The organism is Sphingomonas sp. UYP23 (assembly GCF_054059235.1).
In genome coordinates, this window is the sequence record NZ_JBSSBX010000001.1 from 3,497,754 (window position 1) to 3,520,014 (window position 22,261).

Sequence of the window (22,261 nt, forward strand, 5' to 3'; positions counted from 1 at the left end):
CCGGCCCCGCCATCGGTCAGGCGTTCTGCTCGGCGAGCGTCGGATAGTCGGTGTACCCCTTCGCCGCGCCGCCGTAGAGCGTGTCCTGATCGATCGTGTTGAGCGGCGCATGCTGCCTGAAGCGCGCGACCAGATCGGGGTTGGCGATGTACGGCTGCCCGAACGCGACCAGATCGGCAGCGCCCGACTCGATCGCCGTTGTCGCGAGCTCGAGCGTGTAGCCGTTGTTCGCCATATAGGCGTTGGCGAAGCGGCGACGCAGCGACGCATAATCGAACGGCGCGAAATCACGATCGCCGCCGGTCGCACCCTCGATCACATGCAGATAGACCAAGTCTAGGGCGCTCAGCGCATCGACGATATAGTCGAACAGCGGCTGCGGATTGCTGTCCGAGACGCCGCTCGCGGGCGAGACCGGCGAGATGCGGATGCCGGTGCGGTCGGCGCCGACTTCGGCGACGACCGCCTTGGTCACTTCCAGCATCAGCCGGGCGCGGTTCTCGATGCTGCCGCCGTATGCGTCGGTACGGTGGTTCGCGCCGTCCTTGGCGAACTGGTCGAGCAGATAGCCATTGGCGCCGTGCACCTCGACGCCGTCAAAGCCAGCGCGGATCGCATTGGCGGCGGCGCGGCGGAAATCCTCGACGACGCCCGGGATCTCATCAAGTTTTAGCGCGCGCGGCGTCGAGGTGTCGACAAAGGCGTTGCCGACGAAGGTCTTCGCCTTCGCGCGGATCGCCGACGGCGCAACGGGGGCACCGCCGTTGGGCTGAAGGTCGACATGCGAGATGCGCCCGACATGCCACAGCTGCAGGAAGATCTTGCCGCCAGCCACGTGGACGCGGTCGGTTACCACGCGCCAGCCGTCGACCTGCGCATCGGTGTAGATGCCGGGGGTGTCCTGATAGCCCTGGCCCTGTTGCGAGACCTGCGTCGCCTCGGCGATGAGCAGGCCGGCGGTGGCGCGCTGTGCATAATAGTCGGCGGCGAACGGACCGGGGACGAAGCCCGCGCCGGCGCGGTTGCGGGTGAGCGGGGCCATCACGATGCGGTTGGCAAGCGGGATCGCGCCGAGCGTGTAGCTGTCGAACAGGGTAGCCATAGGGAAGTCTCTTTCGGTCGGTGAGGGGGATCAGGCGGCGGCGATTTCGCGCAGCGCCCGCTCGAACAGTTCGGGCGGCTGGCCGCCCGAGATCAGGTGGCGATCATTGCTGACGATCGCGGGAACGGCGGTGATGCCGCGCGACTGCCAGAGTTGCTCGGCGGCGCGGACCTCGCGCGCGTAGGTATCACTTGCCAGGATCGCGGCAGCGCGCACGGGATCGAGCCCGACCTTCTCGGCGACCGCGCCCAAGACGTCATGGTTCGACGGGTCCTGCTGATCGGTGAAATAGGCCTCGAACAAGGCGCGCTTGAGCGGGGCCTGCTTGCCCTCGAGCTCGGCCCAATGGAGCAAGCGGTGCGCGTCGAACTTGTTGTAGATCCGGCTGTCGCTGCCCATCGCCATGGTGAAGCCGAGATCGGCAGCGCGTTCGCGGATCGTCGCACGGTTGGCGGCGGATTGCTCAGGCGTCGCGCCATATTTTTCGGCGATATGCTCGCCGATATTCTGCCCGTCCTTGCCCATTTGCGGGTTGAGCTCGAACGGCTGAAAGGTGATGTCGGCAGTGACCACGTCGCTGGTCCGCGCGAGCGCTTCCTCGAGCCCGCGCAGCCCGATGATGCACCACGGGCAGGACACGTCGGAAACGAAATCGATCTTCATCGGCTTGGGCATGAGGCATCACCTGCAGCTATTGGGTCGAAAAGCGATGTGGGGTTTTGCGACCGAAAATACAGGGGTCGGGACCTACTTGTGTTCAATTAAATTGTGCACAATATGAGAGCTCGCTTCGATCCTCATTTCAGGAGTCCCATAATGACCACGCTCTACAGCACCAAGGTAACCGCGGTCGGCGGCCGCAGCGGAACGATCCGCAGCGACGACGGCCTGCTCGACCTGCAGCTCGCCATGCCGACCGCGCTCGGTGGCAAGGGCGGCGCGACCAATCCCGAGCAGCTGTTTGCTGCGGGCTATGCCGCGTGTTTCGAGAATGCGGTGATCCATGTCGGCCGCGGCAAGCCGCAAAAGGTCAAGGATGACGACATTCTGGTCGTCGCCGAAGTCGGCCTGTCGCCCAACGCCGCCGGCGGATTCGTCCTTTCGGTCGCACTCGACGTGACGATCGCCGGGCTCGACCAGACTGCTGCCGAGGCGCTCGTCGCTGAGGCGCATGCGGTGTGCCCCTATTCGAACGCGGTAAAGGGCAATATCGACGTCAAGATCACCGTCGCGACGACGTGAGCGGGGAAGGGGAGGCAATGCGCGACGACATCGATTTCCTGCGGCTCGATCTGCAGGTCTGTTTCCCGCTCTACGCCGCCTCGAACCTGTTCGGCCGGCTCTATCGCCCGGTGCTCGCCAAGCTCGGGCTCACCTATCCACAATATCTGGTGATGCTCGTCTTGTGGGAGCAAGCGCCGCAAAGCGTCGGCGCGCTGGGCGAGCGGCTGCATCTCGACAGCGGCACGCTGACGCCGTTGCTCAAGCGGATGGAGGTGGCCGGACTGGTCACGCGCCAGCGCGACGCGACCGACGAACGCCGTGTGCTGGTCGGCGTGACGGCGCAAGGCGCCGCGCTGAAGGACGCCGCGCGCGCTGTTCCGGAGACACTGGCGAGCGGGCTCGGCCTGTCGGCGGCCGAGCTGAACGATTTGCGGGCGACGGTGCAGCATCTGGTCGGCGTCCTCGCGACCGCCGAGGCGCAGGTCGCCTAGCGCGTCACCCGGCGGCCCGCAGGACCTCGTCATTGCCGGGGAGCCGCAACCGCGCTTCGGCGTCGGCGATGAAGGCGAGGCACTCGGTCATCGGCATCGGCCGGGCAAGGTGATACCCCTGCATCATCTGGCAGCCGAAGGTCCGCAACATCCGCAGATCCTCGATGCTTTCGACGCCCTCGGCGGTCACGTCGATGCGCAGCGACTGCCCGAGATTGAGCACCGCCTTGACCAGCACCTGATCGCCGGCGGAATCGGACAGCCCCGAGACGAAGCAGCGATCGATCTTGAGGCTGTCGACCTTGAGGGTGCGCAGCAGGGAGAGCGACGAATAGCCGATCCCGAAATCGTCGATCGCGATGCGGATGCCGGCCTGCGACAAAGCGAGCAGCTTGCGCGCGCAATCGGCGGTGTCGAGCGCGGTCTCCTCGGTGATCTCGATCTCGAGCGCGGCGGCCGGGAGATCACGCTCGGCGAGTGCGGCGAGGACCATCTGATCGACCGGCAGCTGCGACATTTCACGCGGCGACACGTTCATCGCAACGGTGACGCGGCCGAGCCCGCGTACGCTGAGCGCAGTGATCATCCCGCAGACGCGGTCGAGAATAAGGTCCATCAGCGGCCGCGCGAAACCCGCCTTGGCGGCGGTCGCCATCAGGTCGGCGGGCATGATCCAGCCGAGCGTCGGATGCTGCCAGCGGACGAGCGCCTCGAGCCCGAAGATCCGCGTTCCGCCATCGCCGAAGATCGGTTGAAACCAGACCGACACCTCGGCCGTGCCGAGGGCCGCGGGCAGATCGCGCTCGATATCGCGTCGCAGGTCGAGCGAATCGCGCAGATCGTCGTCGAAGACCGTACACCGGTTCCGCCCCGCCGACTTGGCGGCGTAGAGCGCCAGGTCGGCACATGCCAGCATTTCGGGCATGTCGCTGGCGTGCGACACATGCACCCCCACGCTCATTCCGACGCGCGCGACGGTCCCGAAGGTCGGGTAGGGCGCGGCGACGGCGGCGATCAGCCGATCGGCGAGGTCGACCGTCGAACTGCCGTCCGAGCCCGCCGCGAGCAGCACCGCGAACTCGTCGCCACCCCAGCGGCCCATCAGCACGTCGTCGGGCAATTCGCGGCGGAGGCGCTGCGCCACCTCGACCAGCACTTCGTCGCCGATCGTATGGCCGAACACGTCGTTGATCGCCTTGAACCCATCGAGATCGAGCAGCATCAGGCAGGTCGGCGCGCGCGTGTCGTGCGTGCAGGCCGCAGCGGCGCGCAGGAAGCCGGCGCGGTTGAGCAAGCCGGTCAGATGGTCATGATCGGCATGATACCGCATTTCCTCGGCGGTACTCTGGGCGCTGGCATGGGCCGTTTCGAGCGAGGTGTTGAGCACCGTCATGCAATGCCCGAGCGCGCTGGCGTGGCGGAAGGCGGCCTCGGCCCGGCGCGCGGTAAGGATCAATGCCGCCAGATAGAGCGCCATCGTCGCGGCGAGCATGAAGCGATCGAACCCGCCGACCGCGACCAGGGCGACCGCGGTCGAGACGATCGGCGGGGTGATGAACGCGATCGGCACGCGCGCATAGGCGCCGCCATGCGATACCGCGCCGGCAGTGATGCCGCAGCCGACCGCGAGGAAGAACAGCGCTTCGGGTGCGGTGTACAAGCCGCAGAGCAGCGGGAGCATCGCCCATACGCACCCGGATGCCAGTGTGATCCGCCACAGATCGCGCAGCTGCCGCTCGACTGCGGCGGGCTCGACCGGAGACGTTGCCGCGCTGCGGTGGCCGCGCGTCTGCCACTGCAGCAGGGCCCGGGCGGCATTCACGCTCACCGATGCGAGCAGCCACACCAGCGCCACACGCGTGGTACCGGCGTGCCAGGCCACGGCCGCGCAGATGAGGGTGAGCAAGGTGTTGATCGGCAGCGCGATCGTCACGCTGCGCTGCGCCGCGAGCAACTGATCGGCGCGGACGCACCACTCGGACGACGCCTGTTCGTGCGACGCGCGCGGCACGACGAGAGTTTCGTCCGGTGAATTGATTTCGGCCATAGCGCGCTCTTGTACAGCATCCGTAACGATCGGGTAAAAAATCACGGCGGACGCGAGGATGTTTCGGACCTGACATGAAAAAAGGGCGGTGCGCGCCGGCACCTGCCCCATTTGCCGCACGCGGCGGAAAGCGATTGGGCTGTATCGCGCGCGCTGGCGCCCTACATTTGCCGTGAAGGAGTATCGTCATGCGTATCGGAATTATCGGGTCGGGACATATCGGCGGCACGTTGACGCGGCGGCTTCGCACGCTCGGGCATGACGTGCTGGTCGCCAATTCGCGCGGACCCGCGTCGCTTGCCGATCTTGCAACGGAGACGGGCGCAAGAGCGGTTGCGATCGAAGCGGCGACGCAGGATCGCGACCTCGTCATCGTCGCGATCCCGCTGCGCAGCATCCCCGATCTCGACCCAGCGATCTTCGATGGCGTGCCGGTGCTGGTCGATACGAGCAACTATTACCCGCAGCAGCGCGACGGACTGATCGTCGAAATCGAGGCGGGTGAGCCCGAAAGCGCCTGGGTCGCGCGGCAGTTGCGGCATCCTGTCGTCAAGACGTTCAACTCGATCCACGCCGAGCATCTCTTCGGCAGCGGCAGCGCCGCGGGAACGCCGGATCGGATCGCGCTGCCCGTCTCGGGCGACGATGCGGCGGCGAAGGCGACGGTGATCGCGCTGATCGACGAACTCGGCTTCGATGCGGTCGACACCGGCGCGATCGCGCAATCGTGGCGCCAGCAGCCCGGCACCCCGGCCTATGGTGCGGACCTGCCCAAGGATGGATTGCGCAAGGCGCTCGATCAGGCCTCACCCGACCGCAGCGCCGAGTGGCGCTCGAAGCCGGACAGCCCGGCAAGCTGACCGCCGATGTGCAACCGCGCGCGCCTGAGCTACGAGCCCGAAACGCTCCGTACCGATCTCGCGACGGTGTTCGAGGCCGAGCGGCCGCTCGACAATCGCTTTAATCCGCGCGAGCTGATGCCGCGCGGCCGGGCCTATGTCGTGCGCGAGGTAGAGGGGCGGCGCGGCCTCGATATCATGGCATGGGATGTGCTCGGCGGCGCTGCGGCCTGGCCGATGACCAATGTCCGCAACCTTGGCCTATCGCAATGGCGGGCGCTTGCCGCCCGGCCCGACAACCGCTGCCTCGTCCCGCTCAGCGAATTTTGCGAATGGACGCCCGAGGCGCACGATCTCGGCGACGGCAAGAAGCCGCTCAAGGGCGAGATGTGGTTCCAGGTGACCGACCAGCCGCTGTTCTGCGTCGCGGGGTTCTGGCAACCTACTGCCAAGGGAAACGGCTTCACGATGGTCACGTGCGATCCTAATCCGCTGGTGGCGCCGATCCATCCCAAGGCGATGGTCACAATCCTCGCACCCGAGGATCACGAGCGCTGGCTGCGTGGAAGCTATGACGACGTGGTCGCGCTGCAGCGGCCGTATCCGGCGGAGCAGATGACGGTCCGCGGTCCGGTGTTCCCGACGCGGCGGGACGAGATGTAGCCGGGGCGGGGGAGGGGGGGCGGGGTTAAACCCTCCAGCGTCACCCCGGCCTTGTGCCGGGGTCCACCGTGCCGCCTAGGCTGAGCCGGCAGTATGCGGATCGCGGTGGACCCCGGCACGAGGCCGGGGTGACGGCGGGGGGTGGGATCAGTCGGCTGCCACCTCGTCCTTCCGCTTCGCCGTGCCATCATCGCGCACCAGCCAGCGATACAGGCTCGGCAGCAAGACCAGCGTCAGCAGCGTCGAGGTGACGATCCCGCCGATCACGACCGTCGCCAGCGGCCGTTGCACCTCTGCGCCAGCCCCGCTCGCGATCGCCATCGGGACGAAGCCGATCGACGCTACTAGCGCGGTCGACAGCACCGGCCGCAACCGGTCGTGCGCACCCTGGCGGACCGCGTCGTCGACCGGCAGCGCATCGCCGTCGCGCAGGCTGTTGATATGGTCGATCAGCACCAGCCCGTTGAGCATCGCGATCCCTGAAAGTGCGATGAACCCGATCGCCGCGGTGATCGAGAAGGGCATCCCGCGCAGCCACAAGGCCAGCACGCCGCCCGTCACCGCAAACGGGATGCCGGTATAGACGATCGCCGCCTCCTTGACGCTCCCAAGGGCTGCATAGACCAGCAGGAAGATCAGGATCAGCGCCGCCGGCACGACGATCGCGAGCCGCTTCTGCGCCGCCTCGAGCTGGTGGAACTGGCCGCCGAATTCGATGCGATAGCCCGGCGGCAGCTTGACCTGCTGGTTGACCTCGTCACGCGCCTTCTTGACGTAACCGGCGAGATCGCTGGTGTTGAGATTGACCATCAACGCCGCGCGACGCTTGCCGCCATCGTGGAGGATCGGTTCGACCGCCCGGATCGTGCGCAGGTGCGCGACGCGCGACAGTGGTACCATGCCATAGTCGCCGACGCGCAGGGGGAGGGCGAGGATCGAAGCGGGGTCGGCGCGCAGGTCTTCCTTCATCCGCACGACGATCATGTGGCGCGCTTCCTCGTGCGGGATGAAGCCCTCCTCGGTGCCCGCGATCGCATCGGTGATCGCCTTGTTGACCTCGGCGGTCCCCAGCCCGAGCCGGTTGAGCGCGGCATGGTCGAGTTCGACGACGATGCTCTTGGGGCGCCCGGCGGTCTCGAACTCGACGCCGGCGGTGCCCGGCTGCTTCTCGAGGATCGCCTTGGCCTGCTTGGCGGCTCTTTCGAGAACGTCGTAATCCTCGCCGAACACCTTGACCGAGACGTCGGCGCGGACACCCTCGAGCATCTCGTTGAAGCGCATCTCGATCGGCTGCGCGAATTCGAAGGTCTGGCCTTTATAGACCTTCCGCCCGACCTTCTCGATCCCCGTGACCAGCTCCTCCTTGGTCTTGGGCTTGCCCTCGCCGGTGGGCCAATCCTTCAGCGGCGCGTAGAAGATGTAGAGATCGTTCTCGTTCGGCGGCATCGGATCGGTCGCGACCTCGCTGGTGCCGATCCGCGAGAAGGTGTGCGTCACCTGCGGGAACTGGCGCTTGATCTGGCGCTCGGTCTCCTTCTCGATCGCCAAACTGCGGTCGAGCGACATGCCGACCGGGCGATACACCATCGCCGTGATCGCGCCCTCGTCGAGCTGCGGGGTGAATTGCGAACCGAGCGTGCGGAAGACAAGGAACGTCCCCGCCAGCATGATCAATGCGCCGAGCACCAGCAGCTTGGGATGCGCGAGCGCGCGCTCGAGCACGGGGACGTAGCCGCGCTCGGCATAGCCGATCAGCCCCTTCTTGCGGCCATCGCCGACGTCGCCAGCCGGCGCGCGCAGCAGCCAGGCGGCGAGCGCGGGGACGATCGTGAAGGTCCAGATCAGCCCGGCGAAGATCGCGAGCATTACCGCCTGCGCCATCGGCTGGAACAGCTTGCCCTCGACCCCGCCAAGGCTGAGCACGGGCACATAGACGAGCGCGATGATCACGATCCCGAACAAGGTCGGCCGCGCGACCATTCGAGCGGCATCGGCGACGGTCTGGCGGCGTTCCTCGGGCGTAAGATCCTCGCCCTTGTCCCGCCGGCGCTCGGCGAGCAGCCGCAGGCTGTTCTCGACCACGACGATCGCCCCGTCGACGATCAGCCCGAAGTCGAGCGCGCCCAGACTCATGAGGTTCCCGGAAACGCCGATCGCGGTCATGCCCGATACGGTCACGAGGAAGGCGAGCGGGATCACCAGCGCGACGATCAGCGCGGCGCGCCAATTGCCCATCACGACGAGCAGCACGAGCGCGACGAGCAGCGCGCCTTCGCCGAGATTGTGCTCGACTGTCGAGATCGCGCGGTCGACCAGATCGGCCCGGCTATATTGCCGGTCGAGCACCATGCCCTTGGGCAGCGCCGCCTGGATATCCGGCAACGCATCCTGCACGCGCAGTGCGACTTCACGGCTGTTCTGGCCGACGAGCATCATCACGGTGCCGAGCACGGTCTCGCGCCCGTTCTGCGTCGCGGCACCCTGGCGCGGGGCCGAGCCGACGACGACGTTCGCCAGATCGCGCACCTGCAGCGGCAGCACGCCGGCGGCGAACTTGACCGGGATCGAGCCGATCTCGGTAGCATTGGTGACGCGCGCCTTGGTCAGCACCGTGAAGCGCTCGGCCCCTCGCGTGATGATCCCGCCGCCGGCATTCTCGACATTCTTGCCGACCGCATCGGCCAGCTCGCCCGCCGTCACGCCATGCATGGTGAGGCGCGCGGGGTCGGGCTGGACGACGAACTGCTGCTCCATCCCGCCGTTCGAATTGACGTCGGCGACGCCCGTCACCGCGCGCAGCATCGGGCGGACGGTATATTCCTGCGCCTCGTACAGCTCCATCAGCTGGCGCTGCGCGTCATAGCCGGGCGGCGGCTTCTTCCATTCGAGCGTGTAATAATAGATTTCGCCCAGCCCCGTCGTGATCGGCGCGAGCTGCGGCGAGGCGCCCGGCGGAAGCTGATCGCGCACCGCCTGGATCCGCTCGGAAACGAGCTGGCGTGCGCGCAACTGGTCGGTGCCGTCCTTGTAGAGCAACGTGACCTGACTCAGCCCGGTCTTGGTCAGCGAGCGCGTCTCCTGGAGGCCCGGCTGGCCCGCCATCGCGCGCTCGATCGGCAGCGTCGCGAGCCGCTCGATCTCCTCGGGCGCGAGCGAGGGGACCATCGTGTTGATCTGGACCTGGACGCCGGTGATATCCGGGATCGCGTCGATCTTGAGCGCCGAATACGCCCCCATACCGAGCATGGCGACGATGGCGGTGACGATCGCCACCGCCAAACGGTGACGCGTCACGAGCGCGAGCAACCAGCCGATCATCGCGCGAGCGCGGTCCCGCCGTTGAGCGCGCGGAGCTGGAGCAACGCCTCGAGCGCCTCGCGCCGCGTATCGAGCACGGCATTGGTCGCCTCGATATAGGATTGCTGCATCTGCATATAGACCTGCAGCGGAATCGCGCCGAGGCGATAGTTGCGATCGGCATCGGCGGCAGCGTCGGCGAAGCCCTGCGGCGTGCTGCCCGACCATTGGCCGAGCGCGTTGCGCTTCGCCTCATATTGCGCCGCCTGGTCGAACACGTCGCGTTCGATCCGGCGCTCGGCGTTGATGAGCGTCGCATTGGCCTGCGCCTGGCGGCCCTGCTCGGCGGCGACGTCGCCTGCCTGGCGATTCCACACCGGCAGCGTGGTCGACAGGCGCAGTCCGTAATTGGTCTCGCGAATGTCCGAGCGGGCGCGGTCATAATAGGGGCCGACGCCGACGATCGGGATGCGGGATTTGCGCGCCAGATCGACGCGCAGGCCCTGCTGCTCGAACTGCGCGCGCAGCGACTTCAGCTCGAAATTGTTCGCAGTGGCACTCGCCGCAAGCGATGCGCCCGAGGGGAGATCGGGCAACCGCATGTCAGGGCGGATGATCCGGATCCGCGACATAAACGGAGCGCCGCGCAACTGGTTGAGCTCGTACAGCGCCGAATTCGCCTCGGCGTCGGCCATCGCCGCGGTGCGCTCGGCGGTGATCGCTCCGGCCTGGAGCGACGCCGCTTCAAGCCGTGGGGCAGGGCCGGCGGGATCGCGTGCGACGAGGACGCGCGAAAGGTCCCGCATCCGCGCTGCGACGGTCCGTGCGGTGGCGGCCTTTTCGTCAGCGGCGAACAATCCGTAGCCGAGCGATCGCGCGCGTGCCGCCAGCGTCGCGTCGAATTGCTGCAGGCCGATCTTGGCGAGATCGATCTGCCGCTCGGCGATCGCGCGGCGCAGCGCGATGCGGCCGCCGAACTCGATCGGCTGGACGATCGATACGGCATAGGTCTGCCCATCGCCGAGCAGCGCGCCGGTGGTGCGGTCGTTGGCGTTGCGCTGGCCGAATTCGACCACGGCCTCGGGATCGGGCCCAGCGCCCGGCGGCGGCGCGTTCGACGCCGGCGGTCTCGATCTGGCGCTGATAGAAGTGCCGCTCGGGATTGTTCGCGATCACGTCCTGTGCGAGCCGGTCGAGCGACATCCCCGTCGCCTCCTGCGCCGCCGCGATCGTGGGCATTGCGGCGAGCACCACCGCCAGGGCAAGATTCCGCATCAGAGTTCCTTCAGACCGAGCGGCACCCGTTAGCGGCGCGAGCGCTGGCGTCGACTAAACACGAGTTCAGACAGAAGGGTCCGCATCGGGCGAACGCCGCTTCGTTTCGCCGATGGGGCGCTCGTCCCGCGCCTCGGCAACACTGAAAGCGAATTTAGACAACCGTTCGATCCGATGTCCGTTGAGCGTGCCGAGCGAGACGCGATGGCGTCTCCAGTGTTCGATCGAAAGGACTCCCATGCGTTTCATCCTGCTCGCCACGGCGGCGCTCGTCAGTGCGTCGCCCGCTCTTGCCCAGACCCAGCCGCAGACCGGCCCATTCCCGCTCAACAGCGTGACCGACCGCGTCCATTCGGGGCCGCAGGGCGAGGGGCTGCGCGCCTCGACCCAGGCGCTGCAGCAGACGCTGACCGAATTGCAGCAGTTGCAGCTCGAAACCAAGCGGGCGCACTGGAACGTGTCGGGCAGCTTGTTCTACCCGCTGCACGAATTGCTGCAGGAGCATTACGAGGGCGTCGCCAAATATGCCGACGAGGTCGCCGAGCGGCTGCAGGGGATCGGCGTCTCGTCCGACGGACGCGCCAACACGATCATCCGCACGAGCCGCATTCCCGAATTTCCAGGCGGCTTCGTCGATGATGCGCAGGTGATTCAGTGGTTCGCGCACTATTATCGCGTGACCAGCGACGAGATCGCGCAGGGGATCAAGGCGACCAATGACAGCGATCCCACCACCTCTAACCTGCTGCAGGAAGTGCAGCATGCGATCGACAAATATCAGTGGCAGATGCGCGCAATGATCCAGGCGACGCCGACGGATCCGAACAACGGTGCCGACCTCAACGGCGGCCGCCCGCTCGCACCCGCCGGGCGCCCGAGCGCACCGCTCCAATAAGCGGCCAGGGGCGGCGGCGCGTCTGGCGCTGCCGCCCCAAGCGCGGCTCAGGCTGCTTTAGCCGCCATCCGCGCGGCGGCCTTTTCTTCCTCGGTCCAGACCTTGCGCTCGCGCTCCTTCGGCGCCTTGACCTGCTTGACCGGGCCACCGCCGAGCACGGGCGCGCGCTTGGTCGAGTGGCGGGCGATTTCGCAATGCCATTGGTGATCGTCCTGGACGGTCAGCGTCTGGCCAATCTCGCGCTCGACATCGTGCAGCCAGGCGCGCTGCTCGGCATCGCACAGCGTGATCGCGTGGCCGCTGCGCCCGGCGCGGCCGGTGCGGCCGATGCGGTGGACATAGCTTTCGGGCAGGCTCGGCAGATCGTAATTGAAGACGTGCGTCACCGTGTCGACGTCGATCCCACGCGCGGCGATGTCGGTCGCCACCAAAACTTGGACCGTGCCCGCCCGGAACGCGTCGAGCGCGCGCTCGCGCTGGCCTTGCGACTTGTTGCCGTGAAGCGCCTCGGCGGTGATCCCACCCTCGGTGATGAAGGCGCAGACCTCGTTGGCGATGTTCTTCTGCAGCGTGAAGACGACCGCCTGGCCCATGTCGGGCGTGCGCAGCAGCTCGAGCAGCGCAGCCTTCTTGTTGGCGGCATCGAGGAACATCACCGATTGCGCAATCCGCTCGACCGTGGTCGAGGGCGGGGCGATCTCGACCTTGGCAGGATCGCGCAGCAGGCTATCGGCGAGCGCCGTGATCGACGCCGGCATCGTCGCCGAGAACAGCAGCGTGTGGCGCTCGACCGGCAGCGTCGCGACGATCTGCGCGATCGGCTTGGCGAAGCCCATGTCGAGCATCTGGTCGGCCTCGTCGAGGACCAGCGCCTCGAGCGCGGACAGATCGCATTCGCCCTGCTCGATCAGATCGAGCAAACGCCCCGGCGTCGCGACGACGATGTCGACGCCCGCCTCGAGCGCCTTGATCTGGTGGAACGCGCTGACGCCGCCGAAGATCGTCGTGACGCGCGGCGACAGATCGCCGCCGAAATTCTCGAACCCGGCGGCGATCTGCGACACCAGTTCGCGCGTCGGTGCAAGGACGAGCACGCGCGCGCCGCGCGCCGGGGCAGGGCGGGGAGCCTCGGCCAGGCGATGCAGCAGCGGCAGCGCGAAGGCGGCGGTCTTGCCGCTGCCGGTCTGCGCCATGCCGAGCATGTCGCGGCCCTGCAGCAACAGCGGAATCGCGCCGGCCTGGATCGGAGTCGGCTTCGCATAGCCAAGGTCGGCCAGGCTGCGCAGCAGGAACGGCGCCAGAGCGAGATCGGCGAAAGTCATGGTCATGGGCACGCGGCGCCTCCGGCGCTGAGCAAAGCTGCGCCTGATCGGGCTTAGCGGGGGTGGGAGCGCGCGCTGGTAGGTGCGATGCTGCACTGCGTCAATCTGCAAACACGGCGCTAGCGCCGGGGACTCGCCGACGCCGACCCGCGCGGGTTATTTTGCGGCCAGCGCTCCGATCGCCTTGCCGGCAATCACGTGCCCCGCAACGCTGATCGAATAGCGCCACAGCTCGTCGTCGGGATCGGTCATCGCGATGCGCACCATCTTGGCCAATGGCCCGTCGCCGATCTGCTCACGCACGGAGCGCTCGATCTCGTCGGGCCATTCCGCGCGAGACCGAAACAATATGGCAGGTTCAGAAGGCGATAGGGAACGCGCCGTCATGGGATTCGCATCGTTCGCTGCTCTGCTCCTACACCGCTTCCGACGAACGGCTTGTCCTGACATCGCCGGAGCGGGCGCCCGACGCAAGCCTCCGATCGCATCGCGGCGCGGCAGGGATCGAGGCACCAAGTCCGAACAGGGGGATTGGCGGCGTCGTGCCGCTCCGATACGGGAGGACGCTACAGGGAGCCATATCATCCGCCAGATCGCAGCACTGCCCTATCGCACCGAGGGGACCAGAATCGATGCACCCGTCCGCGTGCTGTTGGTCACGTCGCGGGAAAGCAAGCGATGGGTCATTCCCAAGGGAAATCCGATGGCGGGCATGGCCTCCCACACCGCGGCCGCGGTCGAGGCCGAGGAGGAAGCCGGCGTCAGCGGGCTCGTCTGCCCGACGCCGCTCGGGTCGTATCGCTATCGCAAGCGCAAGGGCAACGGCGCCTCGCTGATGTTCGACGTCGATGTGTTTCCGCTGGCGGTGACTCATGAGCTCAGCGCGTGGAAGGAACAGTCGCAGCGCGAGCGCCGCTGGTTCTCGCTCCCCGATGCGGCAAAGGCCGTCGATGAGAGTGACCTGCGCGATCTCATCCGGTCGTTTGGTCCTGCCGAATTCAAAACCGCCGCACAGCGCAAGGGTGTGCTGGCGGCCGTCGCCAAAACTACGAAAGTCAGTCCGATGTTCGCTTGGTTCCAGCGCCTCCTGCCCCGCACCGGCAATTTCTTCGAACTCTTCGAAGCCCATGCCGTGGCGATCGGCGCCGCCGCCGACGCGGTCGCGCGGCTGCTGCAGAACGGCACCGGCGCCGCCGCCGACCATATCCGCGAGGTGATCGAGCGCGAGCACGATGCCGACGACATCAACCGCGAGATGCTGCTGACGGTGCGGCGCACCTTCCTGACGCCGTTCGATCGCGGCGCGATCACCAGCCTGATCGGCGCGATGGATGATTCGATCGACGAGATGCAGGCCGCTGTCCAGGCGATCGACCTGTACGAGGTGCGCAGCTTTACCCCGGAAATGCAGGACATGGCCGCGATCATCGTCGATGCCGCGCGGCTCACCGCCGAGGCGATGCCGTTGCTGCGCGATGTCGGGCGCAACGGCGCGCGGCTCCACGAGCTGACCGAACGGATGGTACGGATGGAAAGCCAGGCCGACGAAATCCACACCAACGGCGTCAAACGCGCCTTCAAGGAGCTTGGCGCGAGCGATACGCTCGGCTTCATCGTCCAGCGCGAGGTCTACAAGCATCTCGAACGGATCATCGACGCGTTCGAAGATGTCGCGAACGAAATCGATGGCATCGTCATCGATCACGCCTGACCAGAGCGATGTACACCTTAGCCTTGCCCTTGCTGATCGGCCTGATCGCCGTCGCGCTCGCGTTCGATTTCCTCAACGGGTTGCACGATGCGGCGAATTCGATCGCGACGGTCGTCTCGACGCGGTTGCTCAAACCCGTCCACGCCGTGCTGTTCGCCGGCTTCTTCAACTTCGCCGCCTATTTTCTGACGATCACCTTTCCAAGCCTGCACGCGGTCGCCTCGACGATCGGGAAGGGGCTGATCGCGCAGGAACTGGTGACACCCGCGGTGGTGTTCGGCGCGTTGGTAGGCGCGATGTTCTGGAACGTCGTGACCTGGCTCAAGGGCATTCCCTCCTCGTCGAGCCACGCGTTGGTCGGCGGCATGATCGGATCGGGGGTCGCGCATGCCGGCATCACCGGCGTGCAGTGGAGCGGGCTCAACAAGACGCTGATCGCCATCGTGCTGTCGCCGGTGCTCGGCATGATCCTGTCGATGCTGATCATGCTCATCTCGAGCTGGCTGTTCCGCCGCGCGACGCATCGCACCGCGGAACGCTCGTTCCGCGCGCTGCACCTGATCTCGTCGGGCACCTATTCGCTCAGCCACGGCCTCAACGATGCCCAGAAGACGATGGGGATCATCACCGTTCTGCTGTTCTCGACCGGCTATCTGCATGGCGAATTCGAAGTGCCGCATTGGGTCGCGATCAGCTGCTACATCGCGATGGGGCTGGGCACGCTGACGGGCGGGTGGAAGATCATCGAGACGATGGGATCGCGGATCACCAAGCTGTCGCAGCATCAGGGTTTCAGCGCCTCGCTCGGCGGGTCGATCATGGTGTTCGCAGCGTCGCTGCTCGGCATTCCGGTCTCGACGACGCACACGATCACCGGTTGCATCATCGGTGCAGGCGTCGCACGGCGTGCGTCGGCGGTACGGTGGGGCGTTGCGCAGAACGTGCTGGTCGCGTGGATCATCACGATCCCGGCCTCGGCGCTGGTCGGCGCGGCCTTCTACCTGCTGACGACGCTGTTCTGAGCATCGATCCCGGCGTGATGCATCCCGGCGCGATGCCGGGCGTTGGAGTGCGATGACGATCCTCGTTCCGATCCTGGGCGATCAGCTCTCGCACGATCTCGCATCGCTGCAGGGCGTCACGCCCGATGACGCCGTGGTCCTGCTTATGGAGGTGGCGGACGAGACGACCTATGTCCGCCACCACAAGCGCAAGATCGCGCTGATCCTCTCGGCGATGCGCCACTTCGCCGACGAACTGCGTACCGCTGGCTGGAGCGTGGATTACGTTGCGCTCGACGATCCCGCCAACACCGGCAGCTTCACCGGCGAAGTCGCGCGCGCGATCGAACGGCACCGCCCCAGTGCAATCCGGATCGTCGAACCAGGCGAGTGGCGCGTCCGCCGGATGATCGATGGCTGGGCCGAGCGTTTCGGTCTCCCGGTCGAAATGCTGATCGACGACCGTTTCGTCTGCGGGATCCTCGAGTTCCAGACCTGGGCGCAGGCGCGCAGCGACCTCGTGATGGAATATTTCTATCGCGAGATGCGCCGCAAGACCGGCCTGTTGATGATGTCGGATGGCAAACCCGAAGGTGGCCAGTGGAATTTCGACAAGGACAATCGCGTGCCGCCCAAGCGCGGGCTCAATTACCCCGAGCCGCTGCATTTCGTGCCCGATGCGACGACCGAGGCGGTGATGGCGCTGGTCGCCGATCGCTTCGCCGGCCATTTCGGTCGGCTGGAGAAGTTTGCCTTGCCGGTAACGGCGGTGCAGGCCCGAAGCGCGCTCGCGCATTTCGTCGCGACGGCCTTGCCCGATTTCGGCACCTATCAGGACGCAATGATGACCGGGCAGGACTGGCTTTACCATAGCTGGCTCAGCCCCGCGCTCAATCTCGGGCTTCTCACCCCGATGGAAGTCGCACAGGCGGCTGCCGACGCCTATGCTGCCGGCAGCGTGCCGCTCAACGCGGCGGAGGGGTTCATTCGCCAGGTGATCGGCTGGCGCGAATATGTCCGCGGCTATTATTGGCTCGAGATGCCCGACGTCGCCAGCGCCAACGCGCTCGAGGCGACGCGGCCGCTGCCGGAATTCTACTGGACCGGCGACACCCCCATGCTGTGCCTGGCCGAAGCCGTCCGCAATACGCGCGACAATGCCTATGCGCATCATATCCAGCGGCTGATGGTACTGGGCAATTTCGCGATGCTCGCCGGGGTGCGGCCGCAGGAGGTCGCCGACTGGTTCCTCGTCGTCTATGCCGATGCCTATGAATGGGTCGAACTGCCGAACGTGATCGGCATGAGCCAGCACGCCGATGGCGGGCGGCTTGCCACCAAGCCCTATGCCGGGGGCGGGGCCTATATCGACCGCATGTCGGACCATTGCGGGAAATGCCGCTACGACGTGAAGAAGAAGGTTGGGCCGGACGCATGCCCGTTCAATGCGCTGTATTGGGATTTCCTGGCGCGTCACGAAGCGCGCTTCGGCCGCAATCGCCGCATGGCCAACATGTATGCGACGTGGAACCGGATGAAGCCCGAAGTGCGCGACACCTATCGCGCGAGCGCGGGTGCATTCCTTGCGACGCTCGAGCCCGCGGCGGACGGATGGGCGCGCCGAGACGGATCGGAGGATCGGTGACTCGCCAGACGCCTGTGACGAACCGTCGCACCCTCGTCGTGGTATTTGGCGCGGCGGTGCGGCCTGACGGGAGCGCGAGCCCGGCCTTGGCGCGCCGTGTCGGATATGCCGCCGCAGACGCCCAGGCCGATCCGCGCGTCGATCTGTTCCTGTCGGGCGGGGTCGGGACCTATCCACCGTCCGAGGCGGCGGTGATGGCGCAGCTGCTAAAGGGGGCGATCGCGCCCGATCGGCTGATCCTCGATGAAGTCAGCGCGGATACGCTGCAGACGGTCCGGGCGGGTGCGACGTATGCGCGGCGTCACGGTTATGCTGCGATCCGGACCTGCACCGATGCGTATCACCAGCCGCGCGTGAGAATGCTGTTCGGCGTGATGGGGTTTGCCAGCCGCCCCGTCCGCATGGTCGCGCGCGGTCCAAAGCCGCTCCAGGCGAAAATGTGGGCGCGCGAGATGGCCGCGATCCCGTACGACATGGTGGCGGGCGTGCATGCGCTGTGGCGGCACCGTCGGGGGTGAGGCGTAAGGACCGCAGGGGAGATGCGCAGGCCAAATTTCGACCGCGCTTCCCCTGCGCGCTCGTCTGCTCACATACGCGGGGCCCCGATCCTGCGATACGCCTCACCTCCGAGACACTGGCTCGCAAAGATCGGGGTGGGGCAACGAAAGTCCGGTCTGAAATCCTAGCTGCCCTGCACCATCCCCGGAGGCCCTCGCGCGGAAACGCCCCGCAGGGGATCGTACCCGTCACCCATCGTCCGCATCCTCGCATCGCGCCGGCTATGACGGTGCCAGTTCGGCACTCGTCATTCTTGCGGTGTGGGACCTCAGGGCTGGGAGGACCATGGTTGAGGCACCCAGGAATACCCCGTTGCGTTGCGGACGACATGGCCCAGTCCCGGAAACGAGATATGCGCGCCCCCCACGAGAACGCCGCTTTTGGCAGTCTCCGCCAGAATACCAGCGCGCGTGGCCGCGGCAGCCTGCGGATCGACATCATACTGGATCGTTACCGAGGGTTTCTGAAATTGTACCTCTGCCGAATGAATGACGTCACCCCACAGCAGCAGACGCTCGCCCTTGCTTTCGATGACATAGCCGCTTTGTCCTGGCGTATGCCCGCGCAACGGAATGGCACGGACGCCGGGAAACAGGCGTGTTGGCGCTTCGAAGGTCTTTAATCGACCTGCGACGACATAGGGACCGACGGTCTTTTGCGACTGTTCGAATGTAGCGCGTTGGGCCACTGGCGCGCGTTGTTCTGCAGCCTTGCTTAGCCACAGCGCGGGATCGGCCGCATCGACATAGACAGTCGCGGCCGGGAAGACCCGTCGACCCCCGATCGAAAGGCCGCCGGAATGGTCGCCGTGAATATGGGTCATCAGGATTGTGTCGATATCCTCGGGCGCATAGCCGGCGCTGCGCAGATTGGCGACGAGCTGCCCGGCGACGCCCGCACCAAACACCTCGCCGGCCCCGGTGTCGATCAGGATGCGATGCGCACCAGTGTCGATCAGATAGCAGTTGATCGACAGGCGTGCCGGGAGCGCCTGGTGCTGCATTCGATAGCGATCCCGGACCAAATCCGGGTCGCTCATGATGGCAGGCAAGTCTCTCTCCACCGATCCGTCCGACAGGACTGTCACTTTGAAATCGCCCAGCTGCATCCGATAGTAGCCCGGTGCCTGCGGCCACGGCGTCTGCGCTACCGAAGCCGCCGGGATCGCGGAGAGCAAAGCTGCCGCCAAGGTCTTGCTGATATCCATCGTTCGTCTCCTCTTGCGCCACCAGATAGCTGCGACCGACCGCCACGATTAGCCGGCATTTGGGGTATTCAGCGGACCTTACCCGGTCTAATGGAGCGCCCGATGTCTGCCGATGATACGCTAGCCTTCCTTGCGGTTGCCCAGTTCGGGGGTTTCACCGCCGCTGCAGCGCGGTTGCGTCAGCCGAAAACGAACCTGGTGCGGCGGGTCCGTTCGCTCGAGACTGCGCTCGGCGCACGGCTGTTCGATCGGACGACCCGGTCGCTGTCGCTGACCGAAGCGGGCTATGAATATCGTCGGCATCTGGGAGACTGGGGGCAGCTCCTGGCGGCCGCCGAACAGGCGGTCAAAGACCTGCAAGGCGAGGCTGCGGGCTGGATCAGGATGAGCCTGCCGCATTCGCTGGCGGTGGGTGTCGTCGCACCCCTTCTGGTCGAGTTTGCTGCGCTTCATCCGCAAATCCGCTTCGATCTGCGGATCGATCATCGCGCGGCGGATCTGATCGGCGATGATGTCGATATCGCATTGCGGCTAGGCCCGCTTCCCGACAGCGCTCTGGTCGCTCGGCGACTGACCCGATTTCCGAACCGGATCTACGCAGCGCCCGCATATCTTGATCGTCATGGAGTGCCGGTGCAACCGACCGATTTGCTGGATCACGCGACACTCGCCAATCGCCTGGCTCAGCGCCAGGATGATCATGCCTGGGGGCTGAGCAACGGTGGCCCAATGCGCGACTACGCCATCGCGCCAGTGATGATCGCCGACGACCCCTCCGCGCTGCTCGGTGCGCTCGAAGCCGGGGTTGGATTGATGTTGGTGACGGACCAGCTGGTGGCGTCGCTCGTGCCGAATGGGCGGGTCGTTCCCGTCTTGGAGCGCTGGACGGGCCGTATGCCGGAATTGCATGCGGTGTTTCCAACCGGTCGTGGGCGTTTCCTCAAAATACGATTGTTCGTCGACTTCCTCGCGGCGCGTTTCGCAACGCCCGGCGGAACCGCCGCGGAGTAGCTTCGCCCCGCCGGCGGCAAGGTCGCTTGGCTCTGTGCGACAGGTTGCTGAAATGCCACGCAATCCGGGGAGGGTAGTGGGCGCGCAGATCCGGCCCAAATCACCCATCAAAGGCTGAAGCGCTTCTCACGAATGCCGGACGGGCCCGGACTTGCGAATACCAGCGAGAAAGGGCGGGAAGTCGCTCCCAGGGTAACGCATCGGCGACCGACGATACGATCGTCACCGCGGCAATATCAGCGATCGAAAAGGCATCGCCAGCCATATGCGCGCTTGCCGAAGCGAACCGCTCGGCATTCTCGATGGCAGCCATCGAGCGCTCGGACAGCACCGTTGCGGCGACGGGGTGACCTTGCAGCCTGAGTAAAAATGCTGCGTGACTTGGCGCGATGGCATCGGTCACGAAGTAGACAAAGCGCTCCAGCACACGCGCCTGTGCCCGCGCATCAGCTGCGTGCAGCAGCTTTTCCGGCGCTTTTGACGCGGCATAGAGCACGATGGCGTTGGATTGGGTCAAAACGAAAGGATCGTTCCGCTGGGCCATATCGATGAGTGTCGGCACTTTGCCGGTCGGATTGAGGTCCAGGTAACCCGCTTCGCCGTCGCCGGGCGTCCGTGGATCGTAAGGGCGCACGATGTACGGCATGTCAGCCTCTTCCAACGCCATCGCCGCCCGAATGCAATTGCCCGTCTTCATCCCGTAGAGAACGAACGGTGCTGCATTTTCCAAGTTTTCCAGACTGGTCACAGGGTAGATCCTTGATAAGAGACGAGGTCTGCTGGGTGCGGACGGTAAGCTCTCCGCCGCCGTCGCTGACACCCTGCAAATTGCGACAGGGCGATGGGTATGGCCGAAGCCTAATCTCGGGTGTTGGGTGACGCGACCGGGTCCAACCACGCAAGATGCGGTCCGGCGGGGACGATTCCGGTCGGGTTGAGCGCCTGCATCGAGTAATAGCCCCGCTTGATGTGATCGATACGCACCGTCTCGCGCACACCCGCTATGGCCAGGAACCGCGCCAAATAGGCGCTCAGGGCAGTATAGTCTGCAAGTCGGCGCAGATTGCACTTGAACAGTCCGTAATAGGCCGCATCGAAGCGCACCAAGGTCACGAACAATCGCACGTCTGTCTCCGTCAAGGCGTCTCCGAACAGGAAGGGCCCTTGACGGCTTAGTCGGTCTTCGAGCTCATCGAGCTCCAAGAAGACACCGGCGAACGCTTCTTCATAGGCAATTTGAGTTGTGGCGAAGCCTGCTCCGTAGACGCCGTGGTTGAGCCGCGAATAGAGGTGGTCGTTGAGTGCGTCGATGTCTGCGCGAAGCGCCTCCGGGTAGAGGTCAAGCCCGCCACCCGCTAATGTGCCGAAACCGGAGTTGATCATCCGCATGATGTCGGCGGATTCATTGTTGACGATCGTCTTGCGCTGCTTGTCCCAAAGCACTGGCACCGTCGCCCGCCCGGTGAAATGGGGATCAACGGTCGTGTAGAGCTCATGCAGGTAGGTGGCACCATTGAGCACATCGCGGTCGGACCCAGGGTAGTCGCCAAATCGCCAACCCTCATCGGTGAGGATCGGTTCGACGACGCTCATCGAAATTACCGATTCGAGCTGCTTGAGTTTCCGGGCAATCACCGCGCGCGACGCCCATGGACAGATCAGCGCCACGTACAGATGATAGCGACCGGCTTCGGCCTTGAAGCCATCACTTCCCGTCGGACCTGCAGCGCCGTCGGGCGTAATCCAGTTGCGGAAACTGGAAACTTGACGAACGTAGCCGCCTTTGGCGTCGGTGGCCTGCACAGGTTGCCATTTCGCCATCCATCTGCCGTCAACAAGCATCGTTCATTCCTTCAAGAAACGATTTCCCGAAACGCAGCTTCATCGGACCCATGGCGAAGCCGAAGGGTCGCCACGGGTACGCGCGTCGGTCCAACACGATCGTTGGCGCGCCGCCGTGATGTTCCAATTTT

At 65.9% G+C, this 22,261-nt stretch carries 21 protein-coding genes; 10 read left to right on the forward strand and 11 right to left on the reverse strand.

Translation table 11 applies throughout. From position 1 onward, the window contains the following. Positions 1 to 16: 16 nt before the first annotated feature. Together ACVWYO_RS17235 and ACVWYO_RS17240 are read right to left on the reverse strand one after the other, a co-directional pair. Entirely contained in the window at positions 17 to 1,102 is a 1,086-nt protein-coding gene (locus ACVWYO_RS17235; protein ID WP_457352856.1) for an alkene reductase, read from the reverse strand. A gap of 30 nt (positions 1,103 to 1,132) precedes the next feature. Next, positions 1,133 to 1,777: a DsbA family oxidoreductase gene (locus ACVWYO_RS17240; RefSeq protein WP_457352857.1), complete on the reverse strand. Its 645-nt coding sequence runs from the start codon at positions 1,775 to 1,777 to the stop codon at positions 1,133 to 1,135. A gap of 141 nt (positions 1,778 to 1,918) precedes the next feature. Here ACVWYO_RS17240 and ACVWYO_RS17245 point away from each other — a divergent pair, with 141 nt between their 5' ends. Continuing rightward, positions 1,919 to 2,344: an organic hydroperoxide resistance protein gene (locus tag ACVWYO_RS17245; RefSeq protein ID WP_457352859.1), complete on the forward strand. Its 426-nt coding sequence runs from the start codon at positions 1,919 to 1,921 to the stop codon at positions 2,342 to 2,344. 17 nt (positions 2,345 to 2,361) lie between these two features. Then, positions 2,362 to 2,817, forward strand: coding sequence for a MarR family winged helix-turn-helix transcriptional regulator (locus tag ACVWYO_RS17250; protein WP_457352861.1), 456 nt, complete (start codon positions 2,362 to 2,364; stop codon positions 2,815 to 2,817). A gap of 4 nt (positions 2,818 to 2,821) precedes the next feature. On the opposite strand, the gene ACVWYO_RS17255 is transcribed toward ACVWYO_RS17250, so the two are convergent. Next, entirely contained in the window at positions 2,822 to 4,864 is a 2,043-nt protein-coding gene (locus tag ACVWYO_RS17255; protein WP_457352863.1) for a putative bifunctional diguanylate cyclase/phosphodiesterase, read from the reverse strand. A gap of 188 nt (positions 4,865 to 5,052) precedes the next feature. Between ACVWYO_RS17255 and ACVWYO_RS17260 the strand changes: the two genes are divergently transcribed. Further along, complete coding sequence (locus ACVWYO_RS17260) at positions 5,053 to 5,724, forward strand: NADPH-dependent F420 reductase (protein ID WP_457352865.1); 672 nt, start codon at positions 5,053 to 5,055, stop codon at positions 5,722 to 5,724. Positions 5,725 to 5,730: 6 nt separating this feature from the next. Continuing rightward, positions 5,731 to 6,366 carry an SOS response-associated peptidase family protein gene (locus ACVWYO_RS17265; RefSeq protein WP_457352867.1) on the forward strand — a complete coding sequence of 212 codons (636 nt, stop codon included), beginning with the start codon at positions 5,731 to 5,733 and terminating at the stop codon, positions 6,364 to 6,366. 147 nt (positions 6,367 to 6,513) lie between these two features. Here ACVWYO_RS17265 and ACVWYO_RS17270 read toward each other — a convergent pair whose 3' ends face one another. From ACVWYO_RS17270 to ACVWYO_RS17280, 3 genes are all read right to left on the reverse strand, one after another. Then, complete coding sequence (locus tag ACVWYO_RS17270) at positions 6,514 to 9,684, reverse strand: efflux RND transporter permease subunit (RefSeq protein ID WP_457352869.1); 3,171 nt, start codon at positions 9,682 to 9,684, stop codon at positions 6,514 to 6,516. Beyond that, entirely contained in the window at positions 9,681 to 10,739 is a 1,059-nt protein-coding gene (locus ACVWYO_RS17275) for a TolC family protein (protein WP_457352871.1), read from the reverse strand. Before ACVWYO_RS17275 ends, ACVWYO_RS17270 begins: the two co-directional genes overlap by 4 nt. A gap of 265 nt (positions 10,740 to 11,004) precedes the next feature. Continuing rightward, on the reverse strand, positions 11,005 to 11,178 hold the full coding sequence (locus ACVWYO_RS17280) for a hypothetical protein (RefSeq protein WP_457352873.1): 174 nt from the start codon (positions 11,176 to 11,178) through the stop codon (positions 11,005 to 11,007). On the opposite strand from ACVWYO_RS17280, the gene ACVWYO_RS17285 reads away from it, so the two are divergent. Further along, on the forward strand, positions 11,177 to 11,833 hold the full coding sequence (locus ACVWYO_RS17285) for a Dps family protein (RefSeq protein ID WP_457352875.1): 657 nt from the start codon (positions 11,177 to 11,179) through the stop codon (positions 11,831 to 11,833). The two genes, ACVWYO_RS17280 and ACVWYO_RS17285, sit on opposite strands and share 2 nt — an antisense overlap. A 47-nt stretch (positions 11,834 to 11,880) precedes the next feature. Here ACVWYO_RS17285 and ACVWYO_RS17290 read toward each other — a convergent pair whose 3' ends face one another. Beyond that, the gene (locus tag ACVWYO_RS17290) at positions 11,881 to 13,161 is read right to left on the reverse strand and encodes a DEAD/DEAH box helicase (protein ID WP_457352876.1); all 1,281 of its coding nucleotides are present in this window, start codon (positions 13,159 to 13,161) and stop codon (positions 11,881 to 11,883) included. A gap of 150 nt (positions 13,162 to 13,311) precedes the next feature. Further along, a complete protein-coding gene (locus ACVWYO_RS17295) occupies positions 13,312 to 13,458 on the reverse strand; it encodes a hypothetical protein (RefSeq protein WP_457352878.1) in 147 nt (48 codons plus the stop codon). A 343-nt stretch (positions 13,459 to 13,801) separates the two neighbouring features. Between ACVWYO_RS17295 and ACVWYO_RS17300 the strand changes: the two genes are divergently transcribed. Genes ACVWYO_RS17300 through ACVWYO_RS17315 form a run of 4 tightly spaced genes read left to right on the forward strand, consistent with a single transcriptional unit; the run spans position 13,802 to position 18,030 of the window. Further along, the gene (locus tag ACVWYO_RS17300; RefSeq protein ID WP_457352880.1) at positions 13,802 to 14,866 is read left to right on the forward strand and encodes a DUF47 family protein; all 1,065 of its coding nucleotides are present in this window, start codon (positions 13,802 to 13,804) and stop codon (positions 14,864 to 14,866) included. An 8-nt stretch (positions 14,867 to 14,874) separates the two neighbouring features. After that, positions 14,875 to 15,888 (forward strand): anion permease, encoded by a 1,014-nt coding sequence (locus ACVWYO_RS17305; RefSeq protein ID WP_457352882.1) that lies wholly within the window; start codon positions 14,875 to 14,877, stop codon positions 15,886 to 15,888. A gap of 52 nt (positions 15,889 to 15,940) precedes the next feature. Next, positions 15,941 to 17,512, forward strand: a complete 1,572-nt coding sequence (locus tag ACVWYO_RS17310; protein WP_457352884.1) for a cryptochrome/photolyase family protein — start codon at positions 15,941 to 15,943, stop codon at positions 17,510 to 17,512. A gap of 14 nt (positions 17,513 to 17,526) precedes the next feature. Next, on the forward strand, positions 17,527 to 18,030 hold the full coding sequence (locus ACVWYO_RS17315; protein ID WP_457352886.1) for a YdcF family protein: 504 nt from the start codon (positions 17,527 to 17,529) through the stop codon (positions 18,028 to 18,030). Positions 18,031 to 18,338: 308 nt separating this feature from the next. On the opposite strand, the gene ACVWYO_RS17320 is transcribed toward ACVWYO_RS17315, so the two are convergent. Further along, complete coding sequence (locus ACVWYO_RS17320; protein WP_457352888.1) at positions 18,339 to 19,277, reverse strand: MBL fold metallo-hydrolase; 939 nt, start codon at positions 19,275 to 19,277, stop codon at positions 18,339 to 18,341. 102 nt (positions 19,278 to 19,379) lie between these two features. On the opposite strand from ACVWYO_RS17320, the gene ACVWYO_RS17325 reads away from it, so the two are divergent. Then, positions 19,380 to 20,288: a LysR substrate-binding domain-containing protein gene (locus ACVWYO_RS17325; protein WP_457352890.1), complete on the forward strand. Its 909-nt coding sequence runs from the start codon at positions 19,380 to 19,382 to the stop codon at positions 20,286 to 20,288. 100 nt (positions 20,289 to 20,388) lie between these two features. On the opposite strand, the gene ACVWYO_RS17330 is transcribed toward ACVWYO_RS17325, so the two are convergent. Beyond that, a complete protein-coding gene (locus tag ACVWYO_RS17330) occupies positions 20,389 to 21,036 on the reverse strand; it encodes a glutathione S-transferase family protein (protein WP_457352892.1) in 648 nt (215 codons plus the stop codon). 110 nt (positions 21,037 to 21,146) lie between these two features. Beyond that, complete coding sequence (locus tag ACVWYO_RS17335; RefSeq protein WP_457352894.1) at positions 21,147 to 22,130, reverse strand: glutathione S-transferase family protein; 984 nt, start codon at positions 22,128 to 22,130, stop codon at positions 21,147 to 21,149. Positions 22,131 to 22,261 lie beyond the last annotated feature (131 nt).